The sequence below is a fragment of the Halobacterium yunchengense genome, from assembly GCF_037031165.1.
GTDB lineage: Archaea > Halobacteriota > Halobacteria > Halobacteriales > Halobacteriaceae > Halobacterium > Halobacterium yunchengense.
Genome location: NZ_JAYEZL010000003.1, coordinates 347,257 through 369,589 on the forward strand (window position 1 = coordinate 347,257; position 22,333 = coordinate 369,589).

General features: G+C 71.1%; 23 protein-coding genes. 10 read left to right on the forward strand and 13 right to left on the reverse strand.

What is annotated here, in order from left to right:
- Nucleotides 1-3 precede the first annotated feature (3 nt).
- On the reverse strand, nt 4-1,656 hold the full coding sequence (locus U5911_RS10880) for a long-chain-fatty-acid--CoA ligase (protein WP_336037065.1): 1,653 nt from the start codon (nt 1,654-1,656) through the stop codon (nt 4-6).
- A gap of 165 nt (nt 1,657-1,821) precedes the next feature.
- On the opposite strand from U5911_RS10880, the gene U5911_RS10885 reads away from it, so the two are divergent.
- Together U5911_RS10885 and U5911_RS10890 are read left to right on the forward strand one after the other, a co-directional pair.
- Nucleotides 1,822-2,340, forward strand: coding sequence for a winged helix-turn-helix domain-containing protein (locus U5911_RS10885; protein ID WP_336037066.1), 519 nt, complete (start codon nt 1,822-1,824; stop codon nt 2,338-2,340).
- 80 nt (nt 2,341-2,420) lie between these two features.
- Nucleotides 2,421-3,170 (forward strand): proteasome assembly chaperone family protein, encoded by a 750-nt coding sequence (locus tag U5911_RS10890; RefSeq protein WP_336037067.1) that lies wholly within the window; start codon nt 2,421-2,423, stop codon nt 3,168-3,170.
- A gap of 79 nt (nt 3,171-3,249) precedes the next feature.
- Here the strand turns inward: U5911_RS10890 and U5911_RS10895 are convergent, their stop codons facing one another.
- On the reverse strand, nt 3,250-3,768 hold the full coding sequence (locus U5911_RS10895; protein WP_336037068.1) for a GNAT family N-acetyltransferase: 519 nt from the start codon (nt 3,766-3,768) through the stop codon (nt 3,250-3,252).
- Between the two features lie 122 nt (nt 3,769-3,890).
- Here U5911_RS10895 and U5911_RS10900 point away from each other — a divergent pair, with 122 nt between their 5' ends.
- From U5911_RS10900 to U5911_RS10915, 4 genes are all read left to right on the forward strand, one after another.
- Entirely contained in the window at nt 3,891-5,012 is a 1,122-nt protein-coding gene (locus tag U5911_RS10900; RefSeq protein ID WP_336037069.1) for a pyridoxal phosphate-dependent aminotransferase, read from the forward strand.
- A gap of 75 nt (nt 5,013-5,087) precedes the next feature.
- Nucleotides 5,088-6,344: a DUF389 domain-containing protein gene (locus U5911_RS10905; RefSeq protein ID WP_336037070.1), complete on the forward strand. Its 1,257-nt coding sequence runs from the start codon at nt 5,088-5,090 to the stop codon at nt 6,342-6,344.
- A 32-nt stretch (nt 6,345-6,376) separates the two neighbouring features.
- Entirely contained in the window at nt 6,377-7,228 is an 852-nt protein-coding gene (locus U5911_RS10910; protein ID WP_336037071.1) for a UbiA family prenyltransferase, read from the forward strand.
- A 46-nt stretch (nt 7,229-7,274) separates the two neighbouring features.
- Entirely contained in the window at nt 7,275-8,060 is a 786-nt protein-coding gene (locus tag U5911_RS10915) for a class I SAM-dependent methyltransferase (protein ID WP_336037072.1), read from the forward strand.
- A 12-nt stretch (nt 8,061-8,072) separates the two neighbouring features.
- On the opposite strand, the gene U5911_RS10920 is transcribed toward U5911_RS10915, so the two are convergent.
- Both U5911_RS10920 and U5911_RS10925 read right to left on the reverse strand, forming a co-directional pair.
- Entirely contained in the window at nt 8,073-9,254 is a 1,182-nt protein-coding gene (locus tag U5911_RS10920; RefSeq protein ID WP_336037073.1) for a redox-regulated ATPase YchF, read from the reverse strand.
- Nucleotides 9,255-9,341: 87 nt separating this feature from the next.
- A complete protein-coding gene (locus tag U5911_RS10925; RefSeq protein WP_336037074.1) occupies nt 9,342-9,545 on the reverse strand; it encodes a DUF7835 family putative zinc beta-ribbon protein in 204 nt (67 codons plus the stop codon).
- A gap of 142 nt (nt 9,546-9,687) precedes the next feature.
- Here U5911_RS10925 and U5911_RS10930 point away from each other — a divergent pair, with 142 nt between their 5' ends.
- Nucleotides 9,688-10,749 (forward strand): hemolysin family protein, encoded by a 1,062-nt coding sequence (locus tag U5911_RS10930; RefSeq protein WP_336037075.1) that lies wholly within the window; start codon nt 9,688-9,690, stop codon nt 10,747-10,749.
- Between the two features lie 4 nt (nt 10,750-10,753).
- Here U5911_RS10930 and U5911_RS10935 read toward each other — a convergent pair whose 3' ends face one another.
- Together U5911_RS10935 and U5911_RS10940 are read right to left on the reverse strand one after the other, a co-directional pair.
- Nucleotides 10,754-11,068, reverse strand: a complete 315-nt coding sequence (locus tag U5911_RS10935) for a hypothetical protein (RefSeq protein WP_336037076.1) — start codon at nt 11,066-11,068, stop codon at nt 10,754-10,756.
- 29 nt (nt 11,069-11,097) lie between these two features.
- Nucleotides 11,098-11,943, reverse strand: a complete 846-nt coding sequence (locus U5911_RS10940) for an acyltransferase (protein ID WP_336037077.1) — start codon at nt 11,941-11,943, stop codon at nt 11,098-11,100.
- A gap of 96 nt (nt 11,944-12,039) precedes the next feature.
- On the opposite strand from U5911_RS10940, the gene U5911_RS10945 reads away from it, so the two are divergent.
- Together U5911_RS10945 and U5911_RS10950 are read left to right on the forward strand one after the other, a co-directional pair.
- Nucleotides 12,040-12,234 carry a DUF5800 family protein gene (locus U5911_RS10945; RefSeq protein ID WP_336037078.1) on the forward strand — a complete coding sequence of 65 codons (195 nt, stop codon included), beginning with the start codon at nt 12,040-12,042 and terminating at the stop codon, nt 12,232-12,234.
- A 102-nt stretch (nt 12,235-12,336) separates the two neighbouring features.
- The gene (locus tag U5911_RS10950) at nt 12,337-12,474 is read left to right on the forward strand and encodes a hypothetical protein (protein ID WP_336037079.1); all 138 of its coding nucleotides are present in this window, start codon (nt 12,337-12,339) and stop codon (nt 12,472-12,474) included.
- Nucleotides 12,475-12,549: 75 nt separating this feature from the next.
- On the opposite strand, the gene U5911_RS10955 is transcribed toward U5911_RS10950, so the two are convergent.
- Genes U5911_RS10955 through U5911_RS10965 form a run of 3 tightly spaced genes read right to left on the reverse strand, consistent with a single transcriptional unit; the run spans nt 12,550 to nt 15,884 of the window.
- A complete protein-coding gene (locus tag U5911_RS10955) occupies nt 12,550-13,662 on the reverse strand; it encodes an arginase family protein (RefSeq protein ID WP_336037080.1) in 1,113 nt (370 codons plus the stop codon).
- Nucleotides 13,663-13,666: 4 nt separating this feature from the next.
- Entirely contained in the window at nt 13,667-14,836 is a 1,170-nt protein-coding gene (locus U5911_RS10960) for a pyridoxal phosphate-dependent aminotransferase (protein ID WP_336037081.1), read from the reverse strand.
- 43 nt (nt 14,837-14,879) lie between these two features.
- Complete coding sequence (locus tag U5911_RS10965) at nt 14,880-15,884, reverse strand: agmatinase family protein (protein ID WP_336037082.1); 1,005 nt, start codon at nt 15,882-15,884, stop codon at nt 14,880-14,882.
- A 236-nt stretch (nt 15,885-16,120) separates the two neighbouring features.
- On the opposite strand from U5911_RS10965, the gene U5911_RS10970 reads away from it, so the two are divergent.
- Nucleotides 16,121-17,149 (forward strand): NrpR regulatory domain-containing protein, encoded by a 1,029-nt coding sequence (locus U5911_RS10970; RefSeq protein ID WP_336037083.1) that lies wholly within the window; start codon nt 16,121-16,123, stop codon nt 17,147-17,149.
- 28 nt (nt 17,150-17,177) lie between these two features.
- On the opposite strand, the gene U5911_RS10975 is transcribed toward U5911_RS10970, so the two are convergent.
- From U5911_RS10975 to U5911_RS10990, 4 genes are read right to left on the reverse strand one after another with little or no spacing between them, the layout of a single operon-like run.
- Nucleotides 17,178-18,002, reverse strand: a complete 825-nt coding sequence (locus U5911_RS10975) for a nitrilase-related carbon-nitrogen hydrolase (protein WP_336037084.1) — start codon at nt 18,000-18,002, stop codon at nt 17,178-17,180.
- Complete coding sequence (locus U5911_RS10980; protein WP_336037085.1) at nt 17,999-19,858, reverse strand: ABC transporter permease subunit; 1,860 nt, start codon at nt 19,856-19,858, stop codon at nt 17,999-18,001. The genes U5911_RS10975 and U5911_RS10980 overlap by 4 nt, the downstream gene beginning before the upstream one ends.
- Nucleotides 19,859-20,938 (reverse strand): ABC transporter ATP-binding protein, encoded by a 1,080-nt coding sequence (locus U5911_RS10985; RefSeq protein WP_336037086.1) that lies wholly within the window; start codon nt 20,936-20,938, stop codon nt 19,859-19,861.
- The gene (locus U5911_RS10990) at nt 20,938-22,053 is read right to left on the reverse strand and encodes an ABC transporter substrate-binding protein (protein ID WP_336037087.1); all 1,116 of its coding nucleotides are present in this window, start codon (nt 22,051-22,053) and stop codon (nt 20,938-20,940) included. Before U5911_RS10990 ends, U5911_RS10985 begins: the two co-directional genes overlap by 1 nt.
- Nucleotides 22,054-22,333: the final 280 nt, after the last annotated feature.

Sequence of the window (22,333 nt, forward strand, 5' to 3'; positions counted from 1 at the left end):
CCCTCACTCGCCGGGCGCCTGCTTCCGGACGCGCTTGCGGAGGCTGTCGTCGACGTACTCCTCGACCAGCGTCACCTTCGAGAACTTCCCCGTCGAGCCCTTCGGGATCTCGTCGATGAACCGGACCGCGTCCGGCGACCACCAGTCGGGGTACTCCTCGGTGACGTGCTCGCGGAGGGACGCGCGGAGCGCGTCCTCGTCCGCGTCGTCGTCCTCGGGGACGACGAACGCGGCGGGGCGCTCGTCCCACGTGGGGTGGTCGACCGGCACCACGGCGGCCTCGGCGACGTCCTCGTGGCCCATGATGCGGTTCTCCACCTCGACGCTGGAGATCCACTCGCCGCCGCTTTTCACGAGGTCGTCGACGCGGTCGACGACGTCCACGTAGCCGTCCTCGTCGACGCGGACGATGTCGCCCGTCCGCAGCCAGCCGTCCGGCGTCACGGACGCCTCGGTCTTCTCGGGCGCGTCGAAGTACTCCTGGGTGACCCACGGGCCCCGCATCAGGAGTTCGCCGAGCGACTCGCCGTCCCAGTCGACGTCCTCGCCGTCGTCGCCGACGACGCGCATCTCCACGCCGGGCGCGGGCAGGCCGGCGTGCGCGCGCAGGCCCACGAGGTCCTCGCCCTCGTATTCCCGGGTGTGGGGCTTGTGCTCGGCGACGTGGGTCACGGGCGTCGTCTCGGTCATGCCGTAGCCGCTGGCGATCTCGACGCCGAGTTCGTCGCGGTACGCGCGGATCAGTCCCTTCGGCGTCGCCGCGCCGCCCGAGAGCGCGAACTCCAGGGAGGACAGGTCGGGGTCTGCCTCGCGGGCGTACTGCAGCAGGCCGCGCCAGACCGTGGGGACGCCGGCGCTCTTCGTCACGCCCTCGTTCTCGATGAGCGCCGCGAGGTCCGCCGGCTCGGGGTTCGGTCCCGGCAGGACAGTCTTCGCGCCGGATGCGATGGTCGCGAACGGCCGCCCCCAGCCGGAGACGTGGAACATCGGCACGACGGTGAGTTCGACGTCCGCGTTCTTCAGGCCGAGTTCGCCCGTCAGCAGCGACATCGTGTGCGCCCAGTACATCTTGTGCGTGTACTCGACGCCCTTCGGGAGCCCCGTCGTCCCCGAGGTGTAGCACATGCCGGCCGGCTGGTCCTCGTCGACGTCCGGGAACTCGAAGTCGGGGTCGCCGGACGCGACGAACGACTCGTAGTCCGTGATGGGTTCGAGGCTCGTGTCGGGGACGTCCTCGCCCATCACGACGAACTGCTCGACGCTCTCGAAGGCCTCGGCGTCGTAGGCGGCCTCTAGCTTCTCGACCATCGTCGCGTCCACGAACACCAGTCTGTCCTCGGCGTCCGAGACGAGGTGCTGGACGTGCTTGTCCGGCAGCAGGATGTTGATCATGTGGAGCTGTGCGCCCAGGCACGGCACGCCGTAGTACGTCTCCAGGTGCCAGTGGTGGTTCCACGCGAACGTCGCGACGCGGTCGCCTCGCTCGACGCCGAACTCGTCGAGCGCGCTCGCGAGCCGACGCACGCGGTCGGCGTACTCGTCGTACGTGTACCGCTCGACGCCGCGGTGGGTCCGCGAGACCACCTCTCGGTCGCCGAAGACGTTCTCCGCGCGCCACAGGAACTGGTCGAGGGTCATGTCGGCTCCGCCTGGCATGGGTACACGTACCTTAACGAACGACAAGTAACTTCGCCCCGGCGCGACCGCTGGAAGCGGACAGTCGGCGACGACTACCAGCGCCGACGCTGGAACCGGGAACGGCCGAACACTGGAATCGCGCCGACCGAAACTACCACCACAGCGGCCGCGCAACACGGAGCCATGCCAGACACCCCCTCGTGGACGTTCAAGGAACGCGACGTCGTCATCCTGCAGGAACTCGCCGAGGACCCCCAGCGGTCCTCGCGGGACCTCGCGGAGATCCTCGAGCGCGACTACGGCATCGACGTCTCCCACGTCACCGTCAGCGAGAGCATCCGGAAGATGCGCGAGGACGACGTCTTCCGGGAGGCCATCGTCCCCAACGAGGAGTACTTCATGTTCAGCCTCCTGGAGTTCAAGTTCAACCCCGAGTACTTCGCCGACGAGTGGCGGGCCGCCATGGAGTACATCCGCGACAGCCGACACACGCTGTTCTACTTCCTCTCGGACGGCGAGTACCAGTGGAAGTCCGTGATGATGTTCCGGGGCCGCCGCCAGGAGTCGAAGTGGATCCACGACTTCTACAAGCACCACGGCCGCGTCGTCTCGAACGTCCGCAACTCCGTCGTCCACAACGTCCTGAAGTTCCGCACCGACCCCGAGCTGCTCGGCGAGCTCGCCGACGACCCCGGCGAGTAATCGCCGCTTACCCGGGCGGCCGCCCGGCCGACTCGACGGACGCCCCTATTTTTAAGCGCGCTCCGGCCGAGGTGGACGGTATGGCACGCGTCCGCTCCGTCGCCGAACCGGACCTCGACTCGCCCGTCCTCGTCGAAGGCCTCCCGGGCGTCGGCCTCGTCGGGAAGATCACCACCGACCACCTCGTCGACACCTTCGAGATGGAGTACGTCGCCAGCATCGAGTGCGACGGCGTCCCGCGCGTCGCCATCTACGACGCCGACGACCACGACGTCCTCCCGCCCGTCCGCCTGTACGCCGACGAGTCCCGGGACCTCCTCGCGCTCCAGTCCGACGTCCCCGTCACCAGGCAGGCCAGCGTCGACTTCTCGGCGTGCTTCACGGAGTGGCTCGCCAGCCAGAACGCCACCCCGCTCTACCTCTCCGGCCTCCCCGTCGAGGACCACGACCCGGAGACCCTCCCGGACGTCTTCGGCGTCGCCACAAGCGACACGGCCGCCGAACGCCTCCGCGACCACGACATCCCCACGCCCCCGGAGCGCGGCCTCATCGGCGGTCCCACCGGCGCGCTCGTCAACCGCGCCGCCGAGAACGGCGTCGACGCCACCGGCCTCGTCGTCGAATCCGACCCCCAGTTCCCCGACCCGGCCGCCGCCAAACGCCTCATCGACGCCGCCGTCGAACCGCTCGCCGACGTCGACGTCCCCACCGACGAGCTCGTCGACCGCGCCGAGGAGATCCGCGACCAGAAAGAGCGCCTCGCGAAACGCATGCAGGAGGCCAGCCAGGAGGAGTCCACGCAGGCGCGGCCGATGCGGATGTTCCAGTAGTCCCGTTTTTGCGCTCGGGTTTCCCCGCCCGCCGGGGGTCTCTCAGACCGCTCGGCCGCTGATGCTCGCTCGCCGGCCGTCAGAGTTCTCTCTCGTAGACGACGGTCGGGTAGGCGTCGCCGTCGAGTTCGAACTCGGTCTCGTGGACCCGGCGGAACCCCCGGGACTCGTAGAAGCCGGCGGCGACGTCGTTGTCGGCGAGCATCTCCAGGCGGACGGCGTCGACGGACTCCGGGGCCTCCGCGAGCGCGCGGTCGAGCAGCCGGGAGCCGACGCCCTCGCCCCAGTCGTCGGGGTGGACGTAGATCTCCTTCAGGCCGGCCGCGGTGTCCCCGACGAACTCCTTCGTGTCGTCGCCCCAGCGGACGTACACGTAGCCGCGGACCTCGCCGGCGTCGTCCTCGGCGACGAGGAAACACCCCGTCGCGTCGCGGAGTCGGTCGTACTGCTCGCGGGCCTCGACCAGCGGGAGGTCGGCGTCGCGGCCGTCGAGAACGTCCGCTGGGAGGATGCCGTCGTAGGCGGCGCGCCACGCGAGCACGTTCACGCGGTTGACGCCCTGCAGGTCGCGCGGGGACTCGATTGGGCGGACGTCCATACCGGATAGTTGTTCCGGCGTGACATAAACGCTGGCGCAGCCGCGCCGCCGGGCCAACGGGAGCGGCGGCCGGGGCGGCCCGCGGGAGTAGAATTATCACGTCCCGCGTCCCCGTGAGTCGTATGACGGAGTTCTCCGAGCGCGTCGAAGCGGTCTCCATCAGCGGCATCCGCGAAGTGTTCGAGGCGGCGGGCGAGGACGCCATCAACCTCGGCCTCGGCCAACCCGACTTCCCGACGCCCGAGCACGCGCGGCGGGCCGCCGTCGACGCCATCGAGGCCGGCGACGCGGACGCCTACACCTCCAACCGCGGCACGCCCGGGCTCGTCGACGCCATCGTCGAGAAGCACGCGCGGGACAACGACCTCGAGGTCGACCCGAACGGCGTCATCGCGACGGCGGGCGGCAGCGAGGCCCTCCACCTCGCGATGGAGGCCCACGTCGATCCCGGCGAGGAGGTGCTGTTCCCCGACCCCGGCTTCGTCTCCTACGACGCGCTCACGCGGATCGCGGGCGGCGAGCCCGTCCCGCTGCCGCTGCGCGAGGACCTCACGCTCGACCCGGCGACCGTCGAGGAGCACATCACGGAGGACACCGCGGCGTTCGTCGTGAACTCGCCGGCGAACCCGACCGGAGCGGTCCAGGACCCCGAGGACGTCCGCGAGTTCGCGCGCATCGCGGACGAACACGACGTGCTCTGCGTCAGCGACGAGGTCTACGAGCACATCGTCTTCGACGGCGAGCACCGCTCGCCGATGGAGTTCGCGGACACCGACAACGTCGTCGTGGTGAACGCGTGCTCGAAGACGTACTCGATGACGGGCTGGCGGCTCGGCTGGGTCGCTGCGAGCGAGCGCCGCGCCGAGCGCATGCTGCGCGTCCACCAGTACGTCCAGGCGTGCGCCAGCGCGCCCGCCCAGTACGCCGCCGAGGCCGCGCTCACCGGTCCGCAGGACGTGGTCGGCGAGATGGTGCAGGCGTTCGAGCGACGCCGCGACGTCCTCCTCGACGAGCTCGCGGACATGGGCCTCGACGTGCCGACGCCACGGGGCGCGTTCTACGCGATGCCGAAGGTCCCGGACGGCTGGGTCGAGGAGGTCGTCGACCGCGGCGTCGTCGTGGTCCCCGGCGAGGCGTTCGGCGAGCGCGGCGAGGGGTACGCGCGCATCTCGTACGCCACCGACCTCGAGGAGCTCCGCGAGGCGCTCGAGATCATGCGCGAGGCGACGGCCGCCGTCCGGTAGCGCGACCGCGGACCGCCGCGGCCGGCGGAGCTTACGTCCCGACTAACTGTTTACGCGGCCCGCGAAGGGGTTCGGGTGCGCCTGGTCCAGTTCGCGCTCCCCGACGGCGACCGCGAGGCGGTCCTCGACGCGCTCGACGCCGAAGGCGTCGACTACGTCCTGCTCGGCGGCGAGGCCGAGACCGTCGTCCAGTTCCCGCTGCCCGCGCAGGCCGTCGAGGACGTACTCGGCGAGCTCCGCGAGGCCGGCCTCGACGACCGCTACGTCGTGGTGACGGCGGCGGAGAGCGCGGTCACCGAGCACTTCGACGAACTCGAGTCGCGGTTCGTCGCGGGCAGCGAGTCCGACGAGTCCATCGACCCCACGGAGCTCGCGGCGACCGCCCGCGACATGACGCCGAACGCGGCGACGTACTACTCGATGACGCTGCTGTCCGCGCTCGTCGCGGTCGCCGGCCTCCTGCTGGACTCGCCCGCGCTGGTCGTCGGGTCGATGGTCATCGCGCCGCAGGTCGGCTCCGCGCTCACGACCGCCGTCGGCGTCGTGCGCGCCGACCGGGAGATGGTGTGGACGGGCGTCCGCGCGCAGGTCGGCAGCCTGCTCGTGGCGGTCCTGGGCGCCGCGACCGTCGGCTGGCTGCTGCAGGCCGCGGCGTTCGTCCCGGCGACCCTGGACGTGACGACCGTCACGCAGATCAGCCAGCGCATCTCGCCGGGCGCGCTCTCGCTCGCGGTCGGGCTGGCGGCGGGGGCGGCCGGCGCGCTCGGCCTCGCGACCGCGCTCCCGGTGTCGCTCGTCGGCGTGATGGTCGCCGCGGCGCTGATTCCGGCGGCGGCCACGGTGGGCGTCGGCGTCGCGTGGAACCTGCCCGTCGTCGCCGCCGGCGCGGCGCTCCTGCTGGCGTCGAACTTCGCGGCCATCAACGTCGCCGCGCCCGCGGCGCTCCTGCTGCTCGGCTACCGGCCGTCGGACTGGGGGGGGCGCGGACCGCCGCGACTACGCGCGGGTCGCCGCCGTGGTCGTCGTGCTCGCGGCGGCGTTCGCGGGCGCGACTGGAGTGACCGCCGACCAGATGGCCTACGAGCGGGACGCCAACCGCGCGGTGACGGACGTCCTCGCCGAGGACGAGTTCGGGTCGCTGACGCTCGTCGACGTGCGCACGACCGTCCCGGTGGTCGGCGACGGCTACGGCGTCACCGTCGTCGTGCAGCGGCCGGCCGACACCGCGTACCCGTCGCTCGCCGAGCGCCTCCGCGCCGAGGTGGCCGCCCACACCGGCCGGCAGGCGCCGGTGACGGTGCAGTTCGTCGAGCGAGCACGTGCGCCCCCTGACAGTTATGCGGGACGCGACCCTTGGTACGTGCATGCACGTCGCACGGCACGGTGACGGCGTCCGCGGCGCCGCGGCGGCGCTGGCCTCCCAGGTGCACCCCGTGTTCATGCTCCCGCCGCTGGCCGCGTCGGCGTTCGGGGCCGTGCTCGCCGGGGAGTTCTCGCTGCTCGTCGCCGCCGTCCACGTGGCCGCGATGTTCGCCGCCGTCTACACCGCGCACGTGAAAGACGGCTACGTCGACTTCCACGTGCGCGGCGAGGACGACGACCACCCGCTGACGCCGGCCGGCTGCCGGCTCGCCATCCGGGCCGCGACGGCCGCCTTCCTCGCGTCCGCGGCGGCCCTCTGGTGGCTCGTCGGCCCGTGGGCGGCCGCCCTCGCCGCGCCGGCGTGGCTCATCGCGTACCACCACGCCCCCCAGCTGGACACGAACCCGGTGACGACGACGACCGGCTACCCCACGGGCATCGCCGTCTCGCTCGTGGGCGGCTACTACGCGCAGACGCAGTCGCTGGCGGTGCGGCCCGTCGCGTTCGCCGGCGTGTTGCTCGTGTTGCTCTCGGGCGTGAAGGTCGTCGACGACGCCCAGGACTACGACTACGACCGCAGCATCGACAAGCGCAGCGTCGCCGTCGTGCTCGGGAAGCCCGGCGCGCGACGCCTCGCGTTCGGCCTGATGGCAGCGGCGATGGCCGCCGTCGTCGCGCTCGCCGCGCTCGCCGTCTTCCCGCCGACGTCGGTCGCCGCCGTGGCCGCGTTCGGCGTTGTCGCCGCGTTCGCCGCGCGCAGCGACCCCACGATTGCCACGATGCTGCTCGTCAGGGGCTGCTACGTCTTCCTCGCGGCGCTCGTCGCCGCGGTCTGGTTCCGGCCGCTCGCGTGACCGCGCGAGCGGTGGCCTCAAGGCGACACGGCCCGACACCCCCGACATGGCCGACTGGCAGGACGACGACGTGGTCGCCGAGCAGTACGCGGACGCGTCGAACCTCGCCGCCCGACAGGTCTTGCACGCTCGCTTCTCCGCGAGCGAGCAGTCCTTCCACGAGTGGCTGTTCGACCGCCTCGACCTCCCCGCGGACGCGTCGGTGCTGTCGCTGGGCGCCGGCAGCGGCACGTTCTGGGCGGCGAATGCCGACCGCGTGCCCGGCGGCTGGGACGTCACGGTCACGGACGCCGCCCAGGGGATGGTGATGGACGCGATGGAGGCCCTGGCGGACGAGCCCCACGAGTTCAACTTCGACGTCGTGGACGCCACCGACGTCCCCTACCCGGACGACGCGTTCGACGCAGTCACCGCGAACCACGTCCTCTACCACCTCGACGACGCGGACCGCGAGCGCGCGTTCGCCGAGATCCGGCGCGTGCTGGAGCCGGGTGGCGTGCTGCTGGCGTCGACGAACGGCGAGGACAACCTCGCGGAGCTGTTCGACGTCGCCGCCGAGTTCGGCGACGTCCCCGACGAGCTCGGGTTCAGCCTCCAGGACGGCGGCGACCAGCTCCGCGAGCACTTCGCGAGCGTCGAACGCCACCGCTTCGACACCGGCCTCCGCGTCACCACCCACGAGCCGCTGGTCGCGTACGTGCTCTCGCTGCCTGGCTTCGACGACGGCGACGCGTTCGCGCTCGCCGACGCGTTCCGGGAGCGGATGGACGACGGCGAACTCGCCGTCACGAAGGACGTCGGCGCGTTCGTCGCGCGCGCCGCCGACGAGTGAGGCGTCCGCCGGCTACTTCGCGGTGGAGACGATCTTGATCACGTCGCCCTCCTGGAGTTCGTAGCCCTCCCCGACCTCGCGGCTGGTCTTCGCGTTGACGGCGTGGAGGTAGCCGTCGCCGATGTCCGAGTGGACGGCGTACGCGAGGTCGACGGGCGTCGACCCGGCCTCGAGGAGGAACGCGTCCGGCAGCACGTTCCCCTGGGCGTCGGTCCACTTCGAGGCGTCCTGGACGGGGTACGCGGTCACCATGTCGAGGAGGTCGTAGACGGCGTAATCGAGGGCCTGCTGGACGCCCGTGCCGCCGTACTCGCGCATGGTCTCGCGGAGGTCGTTCAGGGCGTCCGCCTGGTCGGGGCTGACGTCGCCCGTGATCTCGAAGTCCTCGTCGCCCGGGTCGTAGTCGATAGAGCCCGCGTCGGCGCCCCGGCGGAGCGCGAGTTCGCCCTGCGCGGTCGCCGGCACCACGGGCTTCTCGAGGTCGAGGAGTCGCTGGACGTTCTCCTCGGGCGCGACGTCGACCTTGTTCGCGACGACGACGATGGGCTTCGTGCGCTCGCGGACGCCGCGCGCGAGCGCCTCGCGGTCCGCGTCGGTCCACTGCACGGGGTCGTCCGGGTACTCGATGTCCCGGAGGACCGCGGCGACGTCGTACTCGCTGGCGCCGAACCCGGTCATCAGGTCCGTCACGGCCTCCTCGGTGTCGAAGCCGGGGCTGCGGGACTGCCGCTCGACGGACTCCCAGTTCCGGTCGACGATGCCCGCCAGCCAGAGGTCCATCTCCGCCTCGACGAAGTTCACGTCCTCGACCGGGTCGTGGGTGCCGACCTCGACGGGTTCGCCCTCCTCGTCGGTCGCGCCGGAGGCGTCCACGACGTTCACGATGACGTCCGCGTTCGTGAGCTCGTCGAGGAACTGGTTGCCGAGGCCGCGGCCCTCGTGGGCGCCCGGGACGAGGCCGGCGACGTCCAGCAGCTCCACGGGGACGTAGCGCTTCCCGTCCCGGCAGTGCTCGTTCCCGCAGCGCTCCTCGCGCTCCAGGCACGGGCACTCGGTCCGGACGTGCGTGACGCCGCGGTTCGCGTCGATGGTGGTGAACGGATAGTTCGCGACGTCCACCTCCGAGCGCGTGGCCGCCGTGTAGAACGTCGACTTGCCGGCGTTCGGCTTCCCGGCAAGCGCGATAGACAGCATACCACGGGATAGCCGGACCGCGGAAGAAGGGTTTTCGGTTGGGCCGCGTTCGAGCGGTCCAGCGGCCGGCCGCGTCCGCCGCCCCGGCTAGGCGTCGTTCATCCGGGTGGTGGTGGTCGCGCCGCAGGTCCGGCACTCGGCGACGCGGTAGGGCTCCCGCGAGAAGGCGGCGTTCTCGCCGTCGTCGTCGCTCTCGGTGAGGAGCTCGATGGAGACGTCGTGAGAGCGCTCGCAGCCGCAGTCGCCGCACTCTTCGACGATGCCGTCGGTGTGTAGGTTCTTGCTCGCCATCGGACCCGACCTACCTCGGTGAACGGACGCCAGCCGTTTCCGTGGCGTGCCTAAACAGTTAGGTCCGGCGTGCCGTCGGGCGGCCCAGGCCCGGCCTCGCCACCACAAGGAATATTCGGGTGACGCGGGAACCGCTCCGACGATGAACACCGTCGAGGTCGCCGTCCGACTGGTCGCCGGCGTCGCGCTCATCCTCGCGAACGGCTTCTTCGTCGCCATCGAGTTCGCGCTGACCCGCGCCAGGCAGTTCACCGAGGAGGAGTTCGTCGGCGGGAACCCGGCCCTGGAGCGCGCCTGGGAGATGACCAACGACCTGGAGCTGTACCTCACCACCTGCCAGGTCGGCATCACCGCGTCCAGCATCGCGGTCGGCATCGTCGCCGAGCCCGCGCTCGCCGCCATCTTCGAACCCGTCTTCCAGGACACCTTCCTGGCGTCCGTCGGCGGCGGCGCCGTGCTCGCGTTCCTCATCATCAACCTCGTCCACCTCACGCACGGCGAGCAGACGCCGACGTACCTCGGCGTCGAGCGCTCCCGGTTCGTCTCCAAGTGGGGCGCGGCGCCCCTCTACTGGTTCCACTTCGCCATCTCGCCCATCATCAAGCTCGGCGACGGCATCGCGAAGGCCACGCTGAAGCTGTTCGGCGTGGAGATGACGGGCGCGTGGCTGGAGACCGAGGAGGACGTCATCGAGTCCCGCGCGGACCTCCGGAACCGCCTCGGCTCCGTGCTCGGCGAGGCCGACCTCTCCGAGGAGCGCCGCGAGGAGGTCATGGGCGCCCTCGACATCGACCAGATGCCGCTGCGGAGCGTCATGGTCGACGCCGACGACGTCGTCGCGCTGTCGACGACCGTCGACCTGGAGACGAACCTCGAGCGGATGAGCGAGACGCCCCACGTCCGGTACCCCCTCGTCGGCGAGACGCTCGACGACTTCCGCGGCATCGTCTACCTGCCGGCGGTGTTCCGGGACCTCGAAGACCTCCGCGAGGGCGCGGACACCCTCGAGGACGTCGCCCAGCCGCCGATGACGCTGCCGGCGTCGCTGTCCGTCAGCGACGCCATCGACCGCTTCCAGGAGGAGAGCCAGGAGCTGGCGTTCGTCACCGACGACGACGGCGGCGTCGTCGGCCTCGTCACCGTCACGGACGCCCTGGAGGCCATCGCCGGCGAGGTCGAAGACCCCTTCGACGACGAGGCGTAGCCGCTCAGGCGTCCCGCACGCGGCGGGCGGCGGCCCCCGCGGCGGCGAACAGCAGGAACACGCCCACGAACAGGTACGCGAGGTCGCCGAGCAGCGTGAACAGCGTGTAGCCGCCGCTCCAGAGGTAGTCCGCGTCGAGGACGTACAGCCAGCCGTTCGCGCCCGCGAGGAACGCGAGGACGCCGACCGCGGCGAGGACGCTCTCGCGCCACAGCCGCAGGCCGGCCGCGAGCGGCGACTGCCACTCGACGCCCGGGTCGGTCCCTCGACTGGTCGGCTCGGTGCTCGGGGAGTCGTCGCTGGAGGGCTGGTCGGTCACGGGCGCCGCTTCGCGGCGCAGGGAGGAAACTATTCGGGGTCGCGGTCGGCGCGGGACTGCAGATGCATCTCGCCGCGGGCGCGGATGACGCCGTCGACGTCGGCGTCCGGGTGGACGTAGACGTCGTGCCCGGAGACGTCGCCGAGCACGACGGCGTCCGCGTCGACGCGCACGTCGCCGTTGCGCGTCGTCACGTCGCCGTGGATCTTCGTGCCCGAGCCGACGCTGACGTCGTCCTGCGCGCGCAGGCTGCCGAAGACGTTGTTCCCGCGGCCGACCTCGATGTCGGTCGCGCGGATGTTCCCGTGCAGCCGGCAGTCGTCGCCGATGACCGCGGGCGTGGAGACGCGCCACGCGTCGTCGGAGACGCTGCCCGAGCGCGGAATCGTCAGCGGCTGGGCGTCGCCGTCGGCCGCCAGCTCCTCGACGAGCTCCTCGGCCTCCTCCTCCTCGCCGATCCGGAGGAGGTGCGTGAGGTAGACGACGAAGAACGTGATGGTCGGCATCGGGTTCCGGATGACGATCCAGCCGGAGGCCTCGAACCCCTCCTCGATGTCGACGTCGTCGCCGATGTCGAGGTCGCCGCCGACCACGAGGCGGCCGGTGATGTGGACGCGCTCGCCGAGGTAGGCGTCCTCGCTGGCGAGTACGTTCCCGTCGACGTCACACCACATGTCCAGGCGGCAGTCGCCCTCCGCCTCGATGTCGCCGCCGAAGGTGACGCGCTCGCCGGCGACGACGCTGCGGCCGCGAACCCCGAGTTCGACCGTGGACTGCCCGCCGACGAGCACGTCGCCGTCCACCACGACGTCGTGTTCCTGGACGGTCGTGCCGTCGGGGATGGCGAGCCTGTCGATTGGATTCGGGCCGAGCACACCCCCTCCAAGACTGCGCACGCCAATAAACCCCGCGAGAGCGCACGACAGGCGTCGGACGCGGGGCTTTAGTCCGTTCGCCGCCTACGCGGCGGCATGACTACCCTCTCGTTCGAAGACGACGGCGTCGACATCGTCTACGAAGGCACCGAGTTCCGCATGGAGCGGGAACTCATCGAGGAGGCCACCCAGAAGACGTACTACGACGTCACCGACCACGAGGTCCTCCAGCTCGTCGAACCCGACCCCGCGCTGTCCGGCGAGCCGCGCCGCATCGGCGACATCGTGTGAGCCGGTGGAGTAGTCGACCGCAGGCAGCCGACGCCGACTTTCAGGAGTCGGCCGCAGGCAGCCGAGGCGAACTTTTAGGAGCCGCCGCACGAACGTGACTGCATGAACGCTGCTCTCGAGGAGTTCGACCACCCGTCGTGGCTGACCGCCGCCGGGACGTTCGCGGGCTACGGGCTGTTGCTCGCCGCGATGACCGTCGTGCTGTTCCTCGTTCCCTACGGCCTCTTCCGCGCGCTCTGAGCCACGGCCCGGCCCGTCCCGCGCGCTCTGAGCCACGTCTCAGCACGTCCCGCGCACCGAGCGGGAGGCGGGAACTCAGTCGAGCGGCCAGTGGTCGCGGTGGGCGTCGACGGCGTCGTCGACAGCGCTGCGCGCGGACGCCGTGTCACCGGGCACGTACTCGAAGGGGTCGTCGACGCCGGTCTCGTAGTCGAGTGCGCCCTCCAGGACGCCGAGCGTGGCGTACGCGAGGTGGGTGACGTGGTAGCCGCCCTCCTGGACGAGCGCGAGGGCGCCCTCCGCGTGCTCGTCCGCGAGCCGTCGCGCGCTCGCGCCGAGGAACTCGAAGCCCGCCTTCGTGACCGCGTTCCGGCCGAGCGGGTCCATCGTCCCCGGGTCCTGGCCGGCGCTCACCAGGAGGGCGTCCGGCGCGTACGCCGCGAGCACGGGCTCGACGAGTTCGTCGACGGCGTACCGGTACCCGTCGTCGCCGGTCCCCGGCGGCAGCGGCACGTTCACGGTGTACCCCTCGCCGTCACCGACGCCCCGCTCGGTGAGGTCGCAGGCCTGGGGGTGGGTCTCGGCGCTCCAGGAGTCGTGGTCCTGGTGGAGGCTGACGACGAGCACGTCCTCGCGGTCGTAGAAGCACTCCTGGGTGCCGTTCGCGTGGTGGACGTCCCAGTCGAGGACGGCGACGCGGTCGGCGCGCCCGGACGCGAGCAGGTCCGCGGCGGCGACGGCGACGTTGTTGAAAAAGCAGAAGCCGTCGGCCCGGTCCGGCTGTGCGTGGTGGCCGCTCGGCCGCACCAGCGCGTACGGCACCTCCGGCAGGCCCGCATCGACAGCGCGGCGCGCTGCGGCGGTCGCGCCGCCCGCGGCGACGCGCGCGGCGCGGTACGTCTCCGCGTTCCCGCCGGTCTCGGTGGTGAGCCGGCCGCCGCCGCCGGCCGCCCAGTCCCGGACCTCGTCGACGTACGCGGCGTCGTGGACGCGCTCGAGTTGCGTCCGGGACGCCGGTTCCACGTCCGTCCACGTGGTGTGTCCACCGAGTTCGCTCCGGATCGCCGCGCGGACGTTCTCGACGCGCTCGCGGCGGTCGGGGTGGCGCTGGCGGACGGCGAGCCGGCCCGACCACGGGGCGTCGTACTCGCCGCTGGGGGCCACGTGCGCGAGCGCGGCGTCGTCGTCGTAGACGCGGAGGCGCCTCATCTCGCTACCACCAGCGGTGTTCGTCGATGCGGTCGACGGCCTCCCGGATGGTGGACTCGTCCCGGGAGAACGTGAACCGCACCCAGTCCGCGTCGCGGTCCGGGTCGGTGTAGAAGCTGCTGCCGGGGACGACCGCGACGCCGGCCTCGCGGACGAGCCGGTAGCTGAACTCGACGTCGGACTCCGCGGTCGGGTACCGCGCCATCACGTAGTACGCGCCGTCAGGCACGACCGGGTCGAGGCCCGCGTCCGCGAGGCCCTCGCAGAGCACGTCGCGGCGCCGCTCGTAGGAGTCCGCGAGGTCCTCGTAGTAGGAGTCGGGCAGCGAGAGTGCCTCGACGCCGGCGCGCTGGAACGGCGTCGGCGCGCAGATGGTGGTGTAGTCGTGGACCTTCCGGAGCTCCCGGGAGAGGTACTCCGGCGCCAGACAGAAGCCGACGCGCCAGCCGGTGACGCTGAACGTCTTCGACATCCCCGTGCAGACGACCGTTCGGTCGGCGAGCTCGCCGACCGAGACGGGGCTGACGTAGTCGTCGCTGTACGCGATGTGCTCGTAGATCTCGTCGGTGAGCACGAGCAGGTCGTGCTCGAAGACGACCTCCTCGATGGCCTCGAGTTCCTCGCGCGTGAACACCTTCCCGGTGGGGTTCATTGGCGTGTTCAACACGAGGAGGCTCGCGGTCTCTGCGGCGTCCGCGAGCGCCTCGACGTCCAGGTCGAGGTCGTCGGTCATGTCGATCGGCACCGGTTCGGCGCCCGCGAACCGCGACGCCGGGATGTAGCTCTCGTAGACCGGTTCGAAGTAGATGACCTCGTCGCCGTCCTGGGCGAGCGCCAGCATCGTGGACACCAGCGCCTCGCTCGTCCCGGTCGTGATCGTGACCTCCGTCTCGGGGTCGTACTCGACGCCCTTCCAGTCCGCGTACCGCTCGCTGACCTTCTCGCGGAGGTCCGGCAGCCCCCACGTGATGGTGTACTGGCTCTCCGCGTCGATGGCGTCCTTGGCCGCCTGCTTGATCGCCTCGGGCGCCTCGTCGACGTCCGGGATGCCCTGCGAGAGGTTGATGGCGTCGTGCGCGTGAGCCTCCCGGGTCATCTCGCGGATGACCGACTCCGAGACCGCGCCGAGGCGGTCGGTGCCGACGTCGCGGTCGGGTCGCCGCACGTCCTTCATCGCTGCCACCCGGTGTCCGCGGTCGCCGTGTGTCCCTGCATGGTCACCGCGCGAACTTCTGTTCGAGCAGGCGCACGAGCAGGTAGGCCGCGAGGCGTTCGGTGCCCTCGGTCTGGTCGTAGCGCGGCGCCACCTCCATCATGTCGACGGCGCCGACGGCGTCGTGGTCGCCGAGGATGGTCATGGCGTCCAGCGCCTGGTGGGGCGTGAGGCCGGCCGGCGTCGGCGTCCCGGTGCCCGGCGCGAACCCGGGGTCGACGGCGTCGATGTCGAAGGTGACGTAGACGGCGTCCGTGTCCTCGGCGGCGGCCGCGACGGCGTCCTCGACGACGGCCGCGATGCCGCGGTCCTCGACGGCCGCCATCGTGTAGAGGTTGAGACCGGTCTCGTCGGCGAACTCGAAGAAGTCCGGGCTCTCGTAGCCGCGGATGCCGACCATGCTGACGTCCGCGTACTCGACGTTCGGGAGGTCGGCGATGCGCGCGGTGCTCGAGCCGTGGAAGTCCGTCCCGAAGACCGGGCTCTCGGCGACCGTGTCGGTGTGGGCGTCGATCTGGACGAACCCGACGCGGTCGTGGCCGCTGCCCTCGACGAACCCCCGGAACGAGGGGAACGTGCAGTAGTGGTCGCCGCCGAGCATCACGGGGAACGTCTGGTCGGCGACGGTCGCCGCGTGCGCGGTGATGCTCTCGGCGGTGCGCTCGTGGTCCATCGGGAAGAGGGGGGCGTCGCCGACGTCCGCCACGGAGAGGTCGTCGAAGTCCACCTGGTCGCCCGTGCGCATGTTCGTGAGCGCGCCCTTGTAGTCCGAGAGGTACGCCCACCACGCGCTCGCTCGCCGGACGGCGCCGGGGCCGTAGCGCGCGCCCGGCCGGTTCGAGACGGCGCCGTCGTACGGCACGCCGAACACCGCGGCGTCGACGTCCGCGACGTCGCCGACGTCCCGGGCCTCGCCCTTCATGAAGGTGTCGCGGCCGGCGTACGCGAGTTCGACGTCCGCGCCGGGGTTGGCGTCGCGGAACTCGTCGGCCGGCGTGTCGCCGCTCATGCCGCGGCCCCCCTCGCGTCCCGGGGGGTCCTGGCGGCGTCGTCGTCCGGGCGGCCGGCTCCGATCGGCTGTGACTCGTGTAGTGACATGAGTTGACAGGGTGGCAACGGTGTGCCATCGTGAATCTGGCAGCGCGGACTATAAACGTTACCTGCACCGGCACCGCCTGCGGCCAGCGCCGGCGACCGCGGGAACCCAAAGCTTGGTGTTGCCCGTCGGCGTACCGGGTGCGTAGCATGGACACGGACCTCGACCGGCGGACGTACGACCTCCTCCGGCTGGTCGACGAACACGGCCCCATCGGGAGCATCCAGCTGGTCGAGCTGATGCAGCTCCGGGGGTACGACATCAAGGACCGGACGATCCGCCTGAAGCTCTCGGAACTCGACGGCCTCGGCCTCACCGAGAAGGTCCCGGGGAAGGGGCGGCGGCTCACGGAGCAGGGGCGGATGGAGCTCAAGCAGGGCGACGTCGACGGCCGGCTCGAGCACATCCGCGCGCGCATCGCGACGCTCACCAGCCGCGTGAGCTACGACCCCATCGAGGACGCCGGCGTCCTCGTCGCGTCGGCTGCCTACCTCGACGCGGCCGCCGTCGACGACGCCCTCGACGTCGTCGAGCGGCTCGACGCGCTCCCGCTCGGCCCGGTCCCGGTCTCCCTGGAGCGCTCCGCGGACAACGAGCCCGGCGACCACCGGCTGCTGGCGGCCTCGAGCATCACCCTCGACGGCGTGTTGCTCGCCCACGGCGTCAACGCCGACCTCGCGACCGCCGGCGTCCTCGAGTACGAGCTCCCCGAGGACGGCGACGCGTCGACCGGCGTCGAGCGCGGCGGCCGCATCACGCGCTACGTCGACGTCATCAACGGCGAGGGGTCGTCCATCGACGTCATCACCCTGCTCGTGGAGGCCGGTCGCAGCGACGTCTCCAGCCTCCTCGACGGCGGGAGCGGCGGCCTGCTCATCGGCGACGACCGGGACTTCCCGATGAACCGCTTCGAGGAGGCCCGCGACCTCACCGCCGCCACGCGGGACGCCCTCGGCGGCGTCTTCGACTTCCAGCGCCCCCGCGAGAAGGACGGCACGTCGGCCGGCAGCTCCGCGTGGGCGTTCGGCTCGGTGACGTACGTCGGCACCGGCGAACTCGTCCTCTCCGCGCTCGCAGAACGGGACCTCACCGACCACTGGGAGACGCTGTACGGCACCGTCGAACGCAACCGCCTGGGCGCGGTCGAAGCCTCGCGCGCCCTGCCGAGCGACGACTGACGCGCCTGGCGGCGACCGGCTCGCCGGCCTACGACGTGTCGTAGACGTCCGGCCGGCGGTCCGCGAGCACGTCGTCGCGCTCGGTCAGCGCCTTCTCGCGCGCCCGACCGAGGTCGCAGTCCGCCGCGACCGCGTGCTCGCCGCTGTCCGGCGTCGGCCCCGCGACGGGAATGCCGTCCGGGTCGACGACCGCGCTCTGGCCCTCGAAGGTGACGCCGCGCTCGGTGCCGGCGCGGTCGGCGCACGCGACGAACAGCCGCGTGCCGTTCGCGCTCGCGACCGCGTGGTGGACGCCCATCGTCCAGCCGGCCGGCCGGTCGGCGGGCTCGGGCACCCAGTTCGTCGGCACCGCGACGACGTCCACACCCGACTGTGCCTGTGTGATCGCCAGCTCCGGGAACCAGAGGTCGTTGCAGATCTGGACGCCGAGCCGCCCGAACGGCGCGTCGAAGACCGGGAGGTCGTCGCCGGCCTCGAACCACCGCTTCTCCTCGTTCCAGAGGTGGACCTTCCGGTAGACGCCCTCGACGCCGTCCGGCGACGCGACGAGCGCGCTGTTGTAGCGGTCGTCGCCGTCCGCCTCGGGGAAGCCGCCGACGACCCACGTGTCGGTCGCCGCGGCGACCTCGGTCCACGCCGCGGCAGTCGGGCCGTCGGCGGGCTCGGCGGCCGCGTCGACCTCCTCGTGGGACTCGAAGACGTAGCCGCTCGTCGCGAGCTCCGGCAGCACGACGAGGTCCGCGTCGGCGTGCTCGCGCACCGCGTCGACGGTGCGCTCGCGGTTCGCGTCGACGGCCCCGAACTCGGGGACCGTCTGCACCACCGCGATCCGGGCGTCGCCGGCCGCGGTCACTCCCAGATCCCCCCGGACAGCCGGTCGATGGCCGTCATCACCACGACGGTGAGCAGGATGAACACCGTACTCGCCGCCGCGATGGTCGGCGGGTAGGAGTACCGCAGCTGGTTGAAGATGACGATGGGGATGGTGTCCACGAGGAACAGCGACAGCAGCCACGCGATGATGTACTCGTTCAGCGAGAGGATGAACGCGAACAGCGCGCCCGAGATCACGTTCGTCCGCAACAGCGGGTACGTGACGGTGCGGATGGTCCGCACCGGGGACGCGCCGAGGTTCATCGCGGCCTCCTCGTACGTGCGGTCGATCTCGCCGAGCCCCTGGGTCACGAGGATGAACGGGAACGGCGCGTAGAAGATGCCGTGCGCGACCACGATGGCCAGCGGGTTCCCCGCGAGGCCGAGCTGCAGGAAGAACACGAGGAACGCCACGGCGATGATGACCGGCGGAATCAGGATCGGGAGCACGCCGAACGTCGCGAGCGCGCGGTCGAACCGGTAGTCGAAGCGGTCCAGCGCGAACGCGAGCAGGCCGCCGATCGACGTCGCCAGCAGCGCCGCCGCGGCGGCGATGGAGAGGCTGTTCACCAGCGCCATCGTCCACGACGTGTCCGTGAAGAACTCCACGTACCACCGCAGCGAGACGCCGCCCGGCGGGAACGTCAGGAACTCCGCGGGCGTGAACGACACGGCCACGATGATGGCCAGCGGCGCCGCGACGAACAGCATCACGGCGAAGACGTACGCGCGGAACACCGCCCGCGTGACCGCCTCGCGCGTGTTCGCGTCGACGGTCGACGCGGCGTCGCCGACCGCGCCAGCGACGCCGCGCGCGGCGCTCGTGAGGCCGACCGCGGCGGCGGCGGTCTTGACAGCTCCCAGCGCGCGGGAGGCGACCGTCTGGGAGCCCGGCGTGTACCCGGCGTCGTCCTCGTCGACTACGTCCTCGGCGCCGCCGAGGCTGCCCGTGGACACGTTCGTCAGGCGGAGCAGCAGCCAGAGGAACACCAGCACGACGAACACGAGCCCGATGCTCATCGCCGCGCCGAACGGGTAGTTGCTCTCGCTCATGATCTGCTGCTCGATGAGCACGGGCAGCGTGCGCTGGCCGGTGCTGCCGAGCAGCCGCGGCAGCACGTACGCGCCCAGCGCGAGGATGAACACGAGCGCGGTGCCGCTGGCGACGCCGTTCCGCGACAGCGGGAGCGTGACGCGGCGGAACGTCCGCGCCGGCCCCGCGCCGAGGTTCTTCGACGCCTCCAGGAGCTCGCCGTCGATGTTCCGCAGACTGGAGTACAGCGTCAGCACCATGAACGGCAGGAAGACGTACACCATGCCGACGACCAGCCCCCAGTAGCCGGGGTAAAACGACTGGTGCTCGGCGAGGAGCCCGGTGGCGACGCCGAGCGAACTCACGACGCCGCGGGAGGCGAGGATGACCTGCCAGGCGTACGCCCGGATGACGTACGTGATCCACAGCGAGGAGACGATGGTGACCAGCAGGACGCTGCGCAGCCACGCGCGCTCCATGCGCGCGAGGAAGTACGCGAGCGGGTAACCGAGGAACAGCGACCCGACGGCCGTCACGAGCGCCAGCTCGATGGTCAGCCAGAGCTGTTCGAGGTACAGCGTGGTCGTGAGGAACCGCCGGTAGTTCTCCAGGGTGAACCCCATCTCGTAGGTGCCGCCCGGGACGTTCACCCAGAAGCTGAACACGACCAGCAGCCCGAGCGGGATGAGGAACACCAGGACAAGCCACGCCAGCGGGTACGTCAGCACGTACCACCGGGCGTTCTGCTTCAGGCCCGCGCGCCCCGACTCGTCGGCGTCGTCGGTTGACGTTTCGGTCGCCATCTATCTGTTCACGAGCCGGCAGTCGTCGGGCGCGACCGACACCGCCACGCGGTCGTCTGGCCTGCGGTCCTCGCTGCCGCTGCGGCGCACGACGACGAGTTCGCGGCCCGTCGACGTCTCCAGGCGGAACTCGACGCTGCTGCCGAGGTGGCGCCGGAACGTGATCTCGCCGTCGAAGGCGTTCTCGGCGTCGCCCCCGTCGGCCGACGCGTCCGCGAACGTGAACCGCTCCGGGCGCACGATCACGGAGACGCGGTCGCCGACGTCGACGTCGAACCGCGAGACGGTCCGCATCGTGGCGTCGCCGACGTCGACGGAGACGTAGTCGCCGTCCACGTCGGCGACGTCCCCGTCGAAGATGTTGGCGGTGCCGAGGAAGTCCGCGACGAACCGCGTGTCCGGGTCGTCGTAGACGTCGCCCGGCGGCCCGACCTGCTCGAACCGCCCGTCGTTCATCACGGCGAGCCGGTCGGACATCGTCAGCGCCTCCTCCTGGTTGTGCGTGACGAAGACGGTGGTGATGCCGATCTCCTGCTGGATGCGTCGGAGCTCGACCTGCATCTGCTCGCGGAGCTTCTTGTCGAGGCTCGCGAGCGGTTCGTCCAGCAGGAGCGCGTCGGGCTTCGGGGCGAGCGCCCGCGCGAGCGCGATGCGTTGCTGCTGGCCGCCGGAGAGCTGGTCCGGGTAGCGGTCGCCGACCTCGGGGAGTTCGACGAGCTCGAGCATCTCCGCGACGCGGGCGTCGATCTCCTCGTCGGTGTAGCCGCCGTCCGCCTCCATGCCGTAGGCCACGTTGTCGTGGACGGTCATGTGCGGGAACAGCGCGAAGTCCTGGAACACCATGCCGGTGTTCCGCTCGTACGGCGGCGCGTCCGTGACGTCCTCGCCGCCGATGCGGATCGTCCCCGACGTCGGCTGCTCGAAGCCCGCGATGGTGCGGAGCGTGGTCGTCTTCCCGCAGCCGGAGGGACCGACGAGCGTGACGAACTCGCCGCTCTCGATGTCGAGGTCCACGCCGTCGACGGCCAGCACGTCGCTGCCGTACCGCTTCGTGATCCCGTCGAGTGAGATGCCGCTCATCAATTATCGACGATGAACTCGTTCCACCGCTCGTTGACCCAGTCCTGTTCTTCGACGTACAGCTCGTACTTCGGCACGATGGCCTCGGAGGGTCCGGGGCCGGCGATCGTCTCGTAGGTCTCGTCGTCGAGTTCGGAGTGCTGGCGCTCGATGGTCGGACTCGTGTAGAGGTTCTCCGCGACCTTGTCCTGGATGTCCGGCTGGCTCGCGAAGTCGATGAACTCGCGGGCCTCGTCCTTGAGGTTCGAGGAGTCGAGGACGACCCAGTGCCCGGAGTCCAGGATCGACCCCTCCTGGACGAAGTTCGACTGCACCGGCGCGTCCTCGTCCTGCATGACGAGCGTGACGTCGTTGTACAGCATGCCGGCGGGCACCTGGCCGTCGCGGAGGCGCTGCTGGAACTCCGCCTCGTTGGCGTACCAGAAGTTCGCCTGCGGCTTGGCCTCCTCGAGCTTCTCGAGGACGTCGCGGATGCCGTCCCGGCTGTCGAGGATGTCCTTCCCGTCGAAGTGGACGGTCGCGGTGACCTCCAGCAGGAAGGAGTTCGACGCGTAGGTCAGCAGCCCGAGCTGGTCCTCGTACTCGGAGTCCCAGAGGGCCTCCCAGGTGTCGACCGGCTCCTCGATGACGTCCGTGTTCTGGACGAGGTTGATGTACCACGACAGCGCGCCGATGCTGGCGACGCCGCCGTCGGCCTCGCGGATGAGCGAGTCCTGGATGTACTGGGTGTTGTCGAAGTCCCCGCCCTCCCAGATGTGCCAGAGGTCGGAGTTCAGCCCCTGGAGGACGCCCGTGTTCGCCATGATGGCGACGTCGACGGGCGCCTCGTCCGCGGAGACGGCGTTCTCGTACTGCGTGAGCGCCTCCTCGGAGGTCGGCTGGGCCTCCGACTCGACCTCGTAGTCGACCTCTTCGCGGAACGGGTCGAACAGCTGTTCCTCCATCACCTCCTGGAAGACGCCGCCGTAGACGGCGACGTTCAGCGGGCCGCTGGGGCCGCCGCCGCCCCCGAGGATGCTCGCGCACCCCGCGAGGCCGGTGAGGCCCACCGCGCCCGCGCCCGCTGCTGTCGTCCGAAGGAACTCCCGACGTCCGTGTGTATCCTTACCTGGCATGTGATTGCCACCCTGTGGAGGCAATAGCAGTTCCCGCACATAAGTGTTCCCACCCACCGGATATTCACGCCCCGTTCCAGCGGCGCGTCCGGGCTCGGAAACGACGTCCGGGACTGCCCACCACCGACGAGAGGAAGGTCGACTCTGTCGGACGCAGAGCGAGAAGGTGACGAGGCCGAACGCGGAGGGTCAGGTGACGCGGCCGAACCAGGATGCCCGAATCACGCGCGACGCCCCCACACACCGACGCGCGACGCCCCCACCTAGCGAAGCCGCCGCG

Bases quoted from the DNA above. Each gene is read 5' to 3' on its own strand.
- U5911_RS10925 (WP_336037074.1), bottom strand. From the start codon at position 9,545: ATGGCGAGCAAGAACCTACACACCGACGGCATCGTCGAAGAGTGCGGC.
- U5911_RS10890 (WP_336037067.1), top strand. From the start codon at position 2,421: ATGGCACGCGTCCGCTCCGTCGCCGAACCGGACCTCGACTCGCCCGTC.
- U5911_RS10895 (WP_336037068.1), bottom strand. From the start codon at position 3,768: ATGGACGTCCGCCCAATCGAGTCCCCGCGCGACCTGCAGGGCGTCAAC.
- U5911_RS10960 (WP_336037081.1), bottom strand. From the start codon at position 14,836: ATGAAGGACGTGCGGCGACCCGACCGCGACGTCGGCACCGACCGCCTC.
- U5911_RS10945 (WP_336037078.1), top strand. From the start codon at position 12,040: ATGACTACCCTCTCGTTCGAAGACGACGGCGTCGACATCGTCTACGAA.
- U5911_RS10985 (WP_336037086.1), bottom strand. From the start codon at position 20,938: ATGAGCGGCATCTCACTCGACGGGATCACGAAGCGGTACGGCAGCGAC.
- U5911_RS10915 (WP_336037072.1), top strand. From the start codon at position 7,275: ATGGCCGACTGGCAGGACGACGACGTGGTCGCCGAGCAGTACGCGGAC.
- U5911_RS10955 (WP_336037080.1), bottom strand. From the start codon at position 13,662: ATGAGGCGCCTCCGCGTCTACGACGACGACGCCGCGCTCGCGCACGTG.
- U5911_RS10880 (WP_336037065.1), bottom strand. From the start codon at position 1,656: ATGCCAGGCGGAGCCGACATGACCCTCGACCAGTTCCTGTGGCGCGCG.
- U5911_RS10950 (WP_336037079.1), top strand. From the start codon at position 12,337: ATGAACGCTGCTCTCGAGGAGTTCGACCACCCGTCGTGGCTGACCGCC.
- U5911_RS10885 (WP_336037066.1), top strand. From the start codon at position 1,822: ATGCCAGACACCCCCTCGTGGACGTTCAAGGAACGCGACGTCGTCATC.
- U5911_RS10930 (WP_336037075.1), top strand. From the start codon at position 9,688: ATGAACACCGTCGAGGTCGCCGTCCGACTGGTCGCCGGCGTCGCGCTC.
- U5911_RS10970 (WP_336037083.1), top strand. From the start codon at position 16,121: ATGGACACGGACCTCGACCGGCGGACGTACGACCTCCTCCGGCTGGTC.
- U5911_RS10910 (WP_336037071.1), top strand. From the start codon at position 6,377: ATGCACGTCGCACGGCACGGTGACGGCGTCCGCGGCGCCGCGGCGGCG.
- U5911_RS10990 (WP_336037087.1), bottom strand. From the start codon at position 22,053: ATGCCAGGTAAGGATACACACGGACGTCGGGAGTTCCTTCGGACGACA.
- U5911_RS10920 (WP_336037073.1), bottom strand. From the start codon at position 9,254: ATGCTGTCTATCGCGCTTGCCGGGAAGCCGAACGCCGGCAAGTCGACG.
- U5911_RS10965 (WP_336037082.1), bottom strand. From the start codon at position 15,884: ATGAGCGGCGACACGCCGGCCGACGAGTTCCGCGACGCCAACCCCGGC.
- U5911_RS10980 (WP_336037085.1), bottom strand. From the start codon at position 19,858: ATGGCGACCGAAACGTCAACCGACGACGCCGACGAGTCGGGGCGCGCG.
- U5911_RS10900 (WP_336037069.1), top strand. From the start codon at position 3,891: ATGACGGAGTTCTCCGAGCGCGTCGAAGCGGTCTCCATCAGCGGCATC.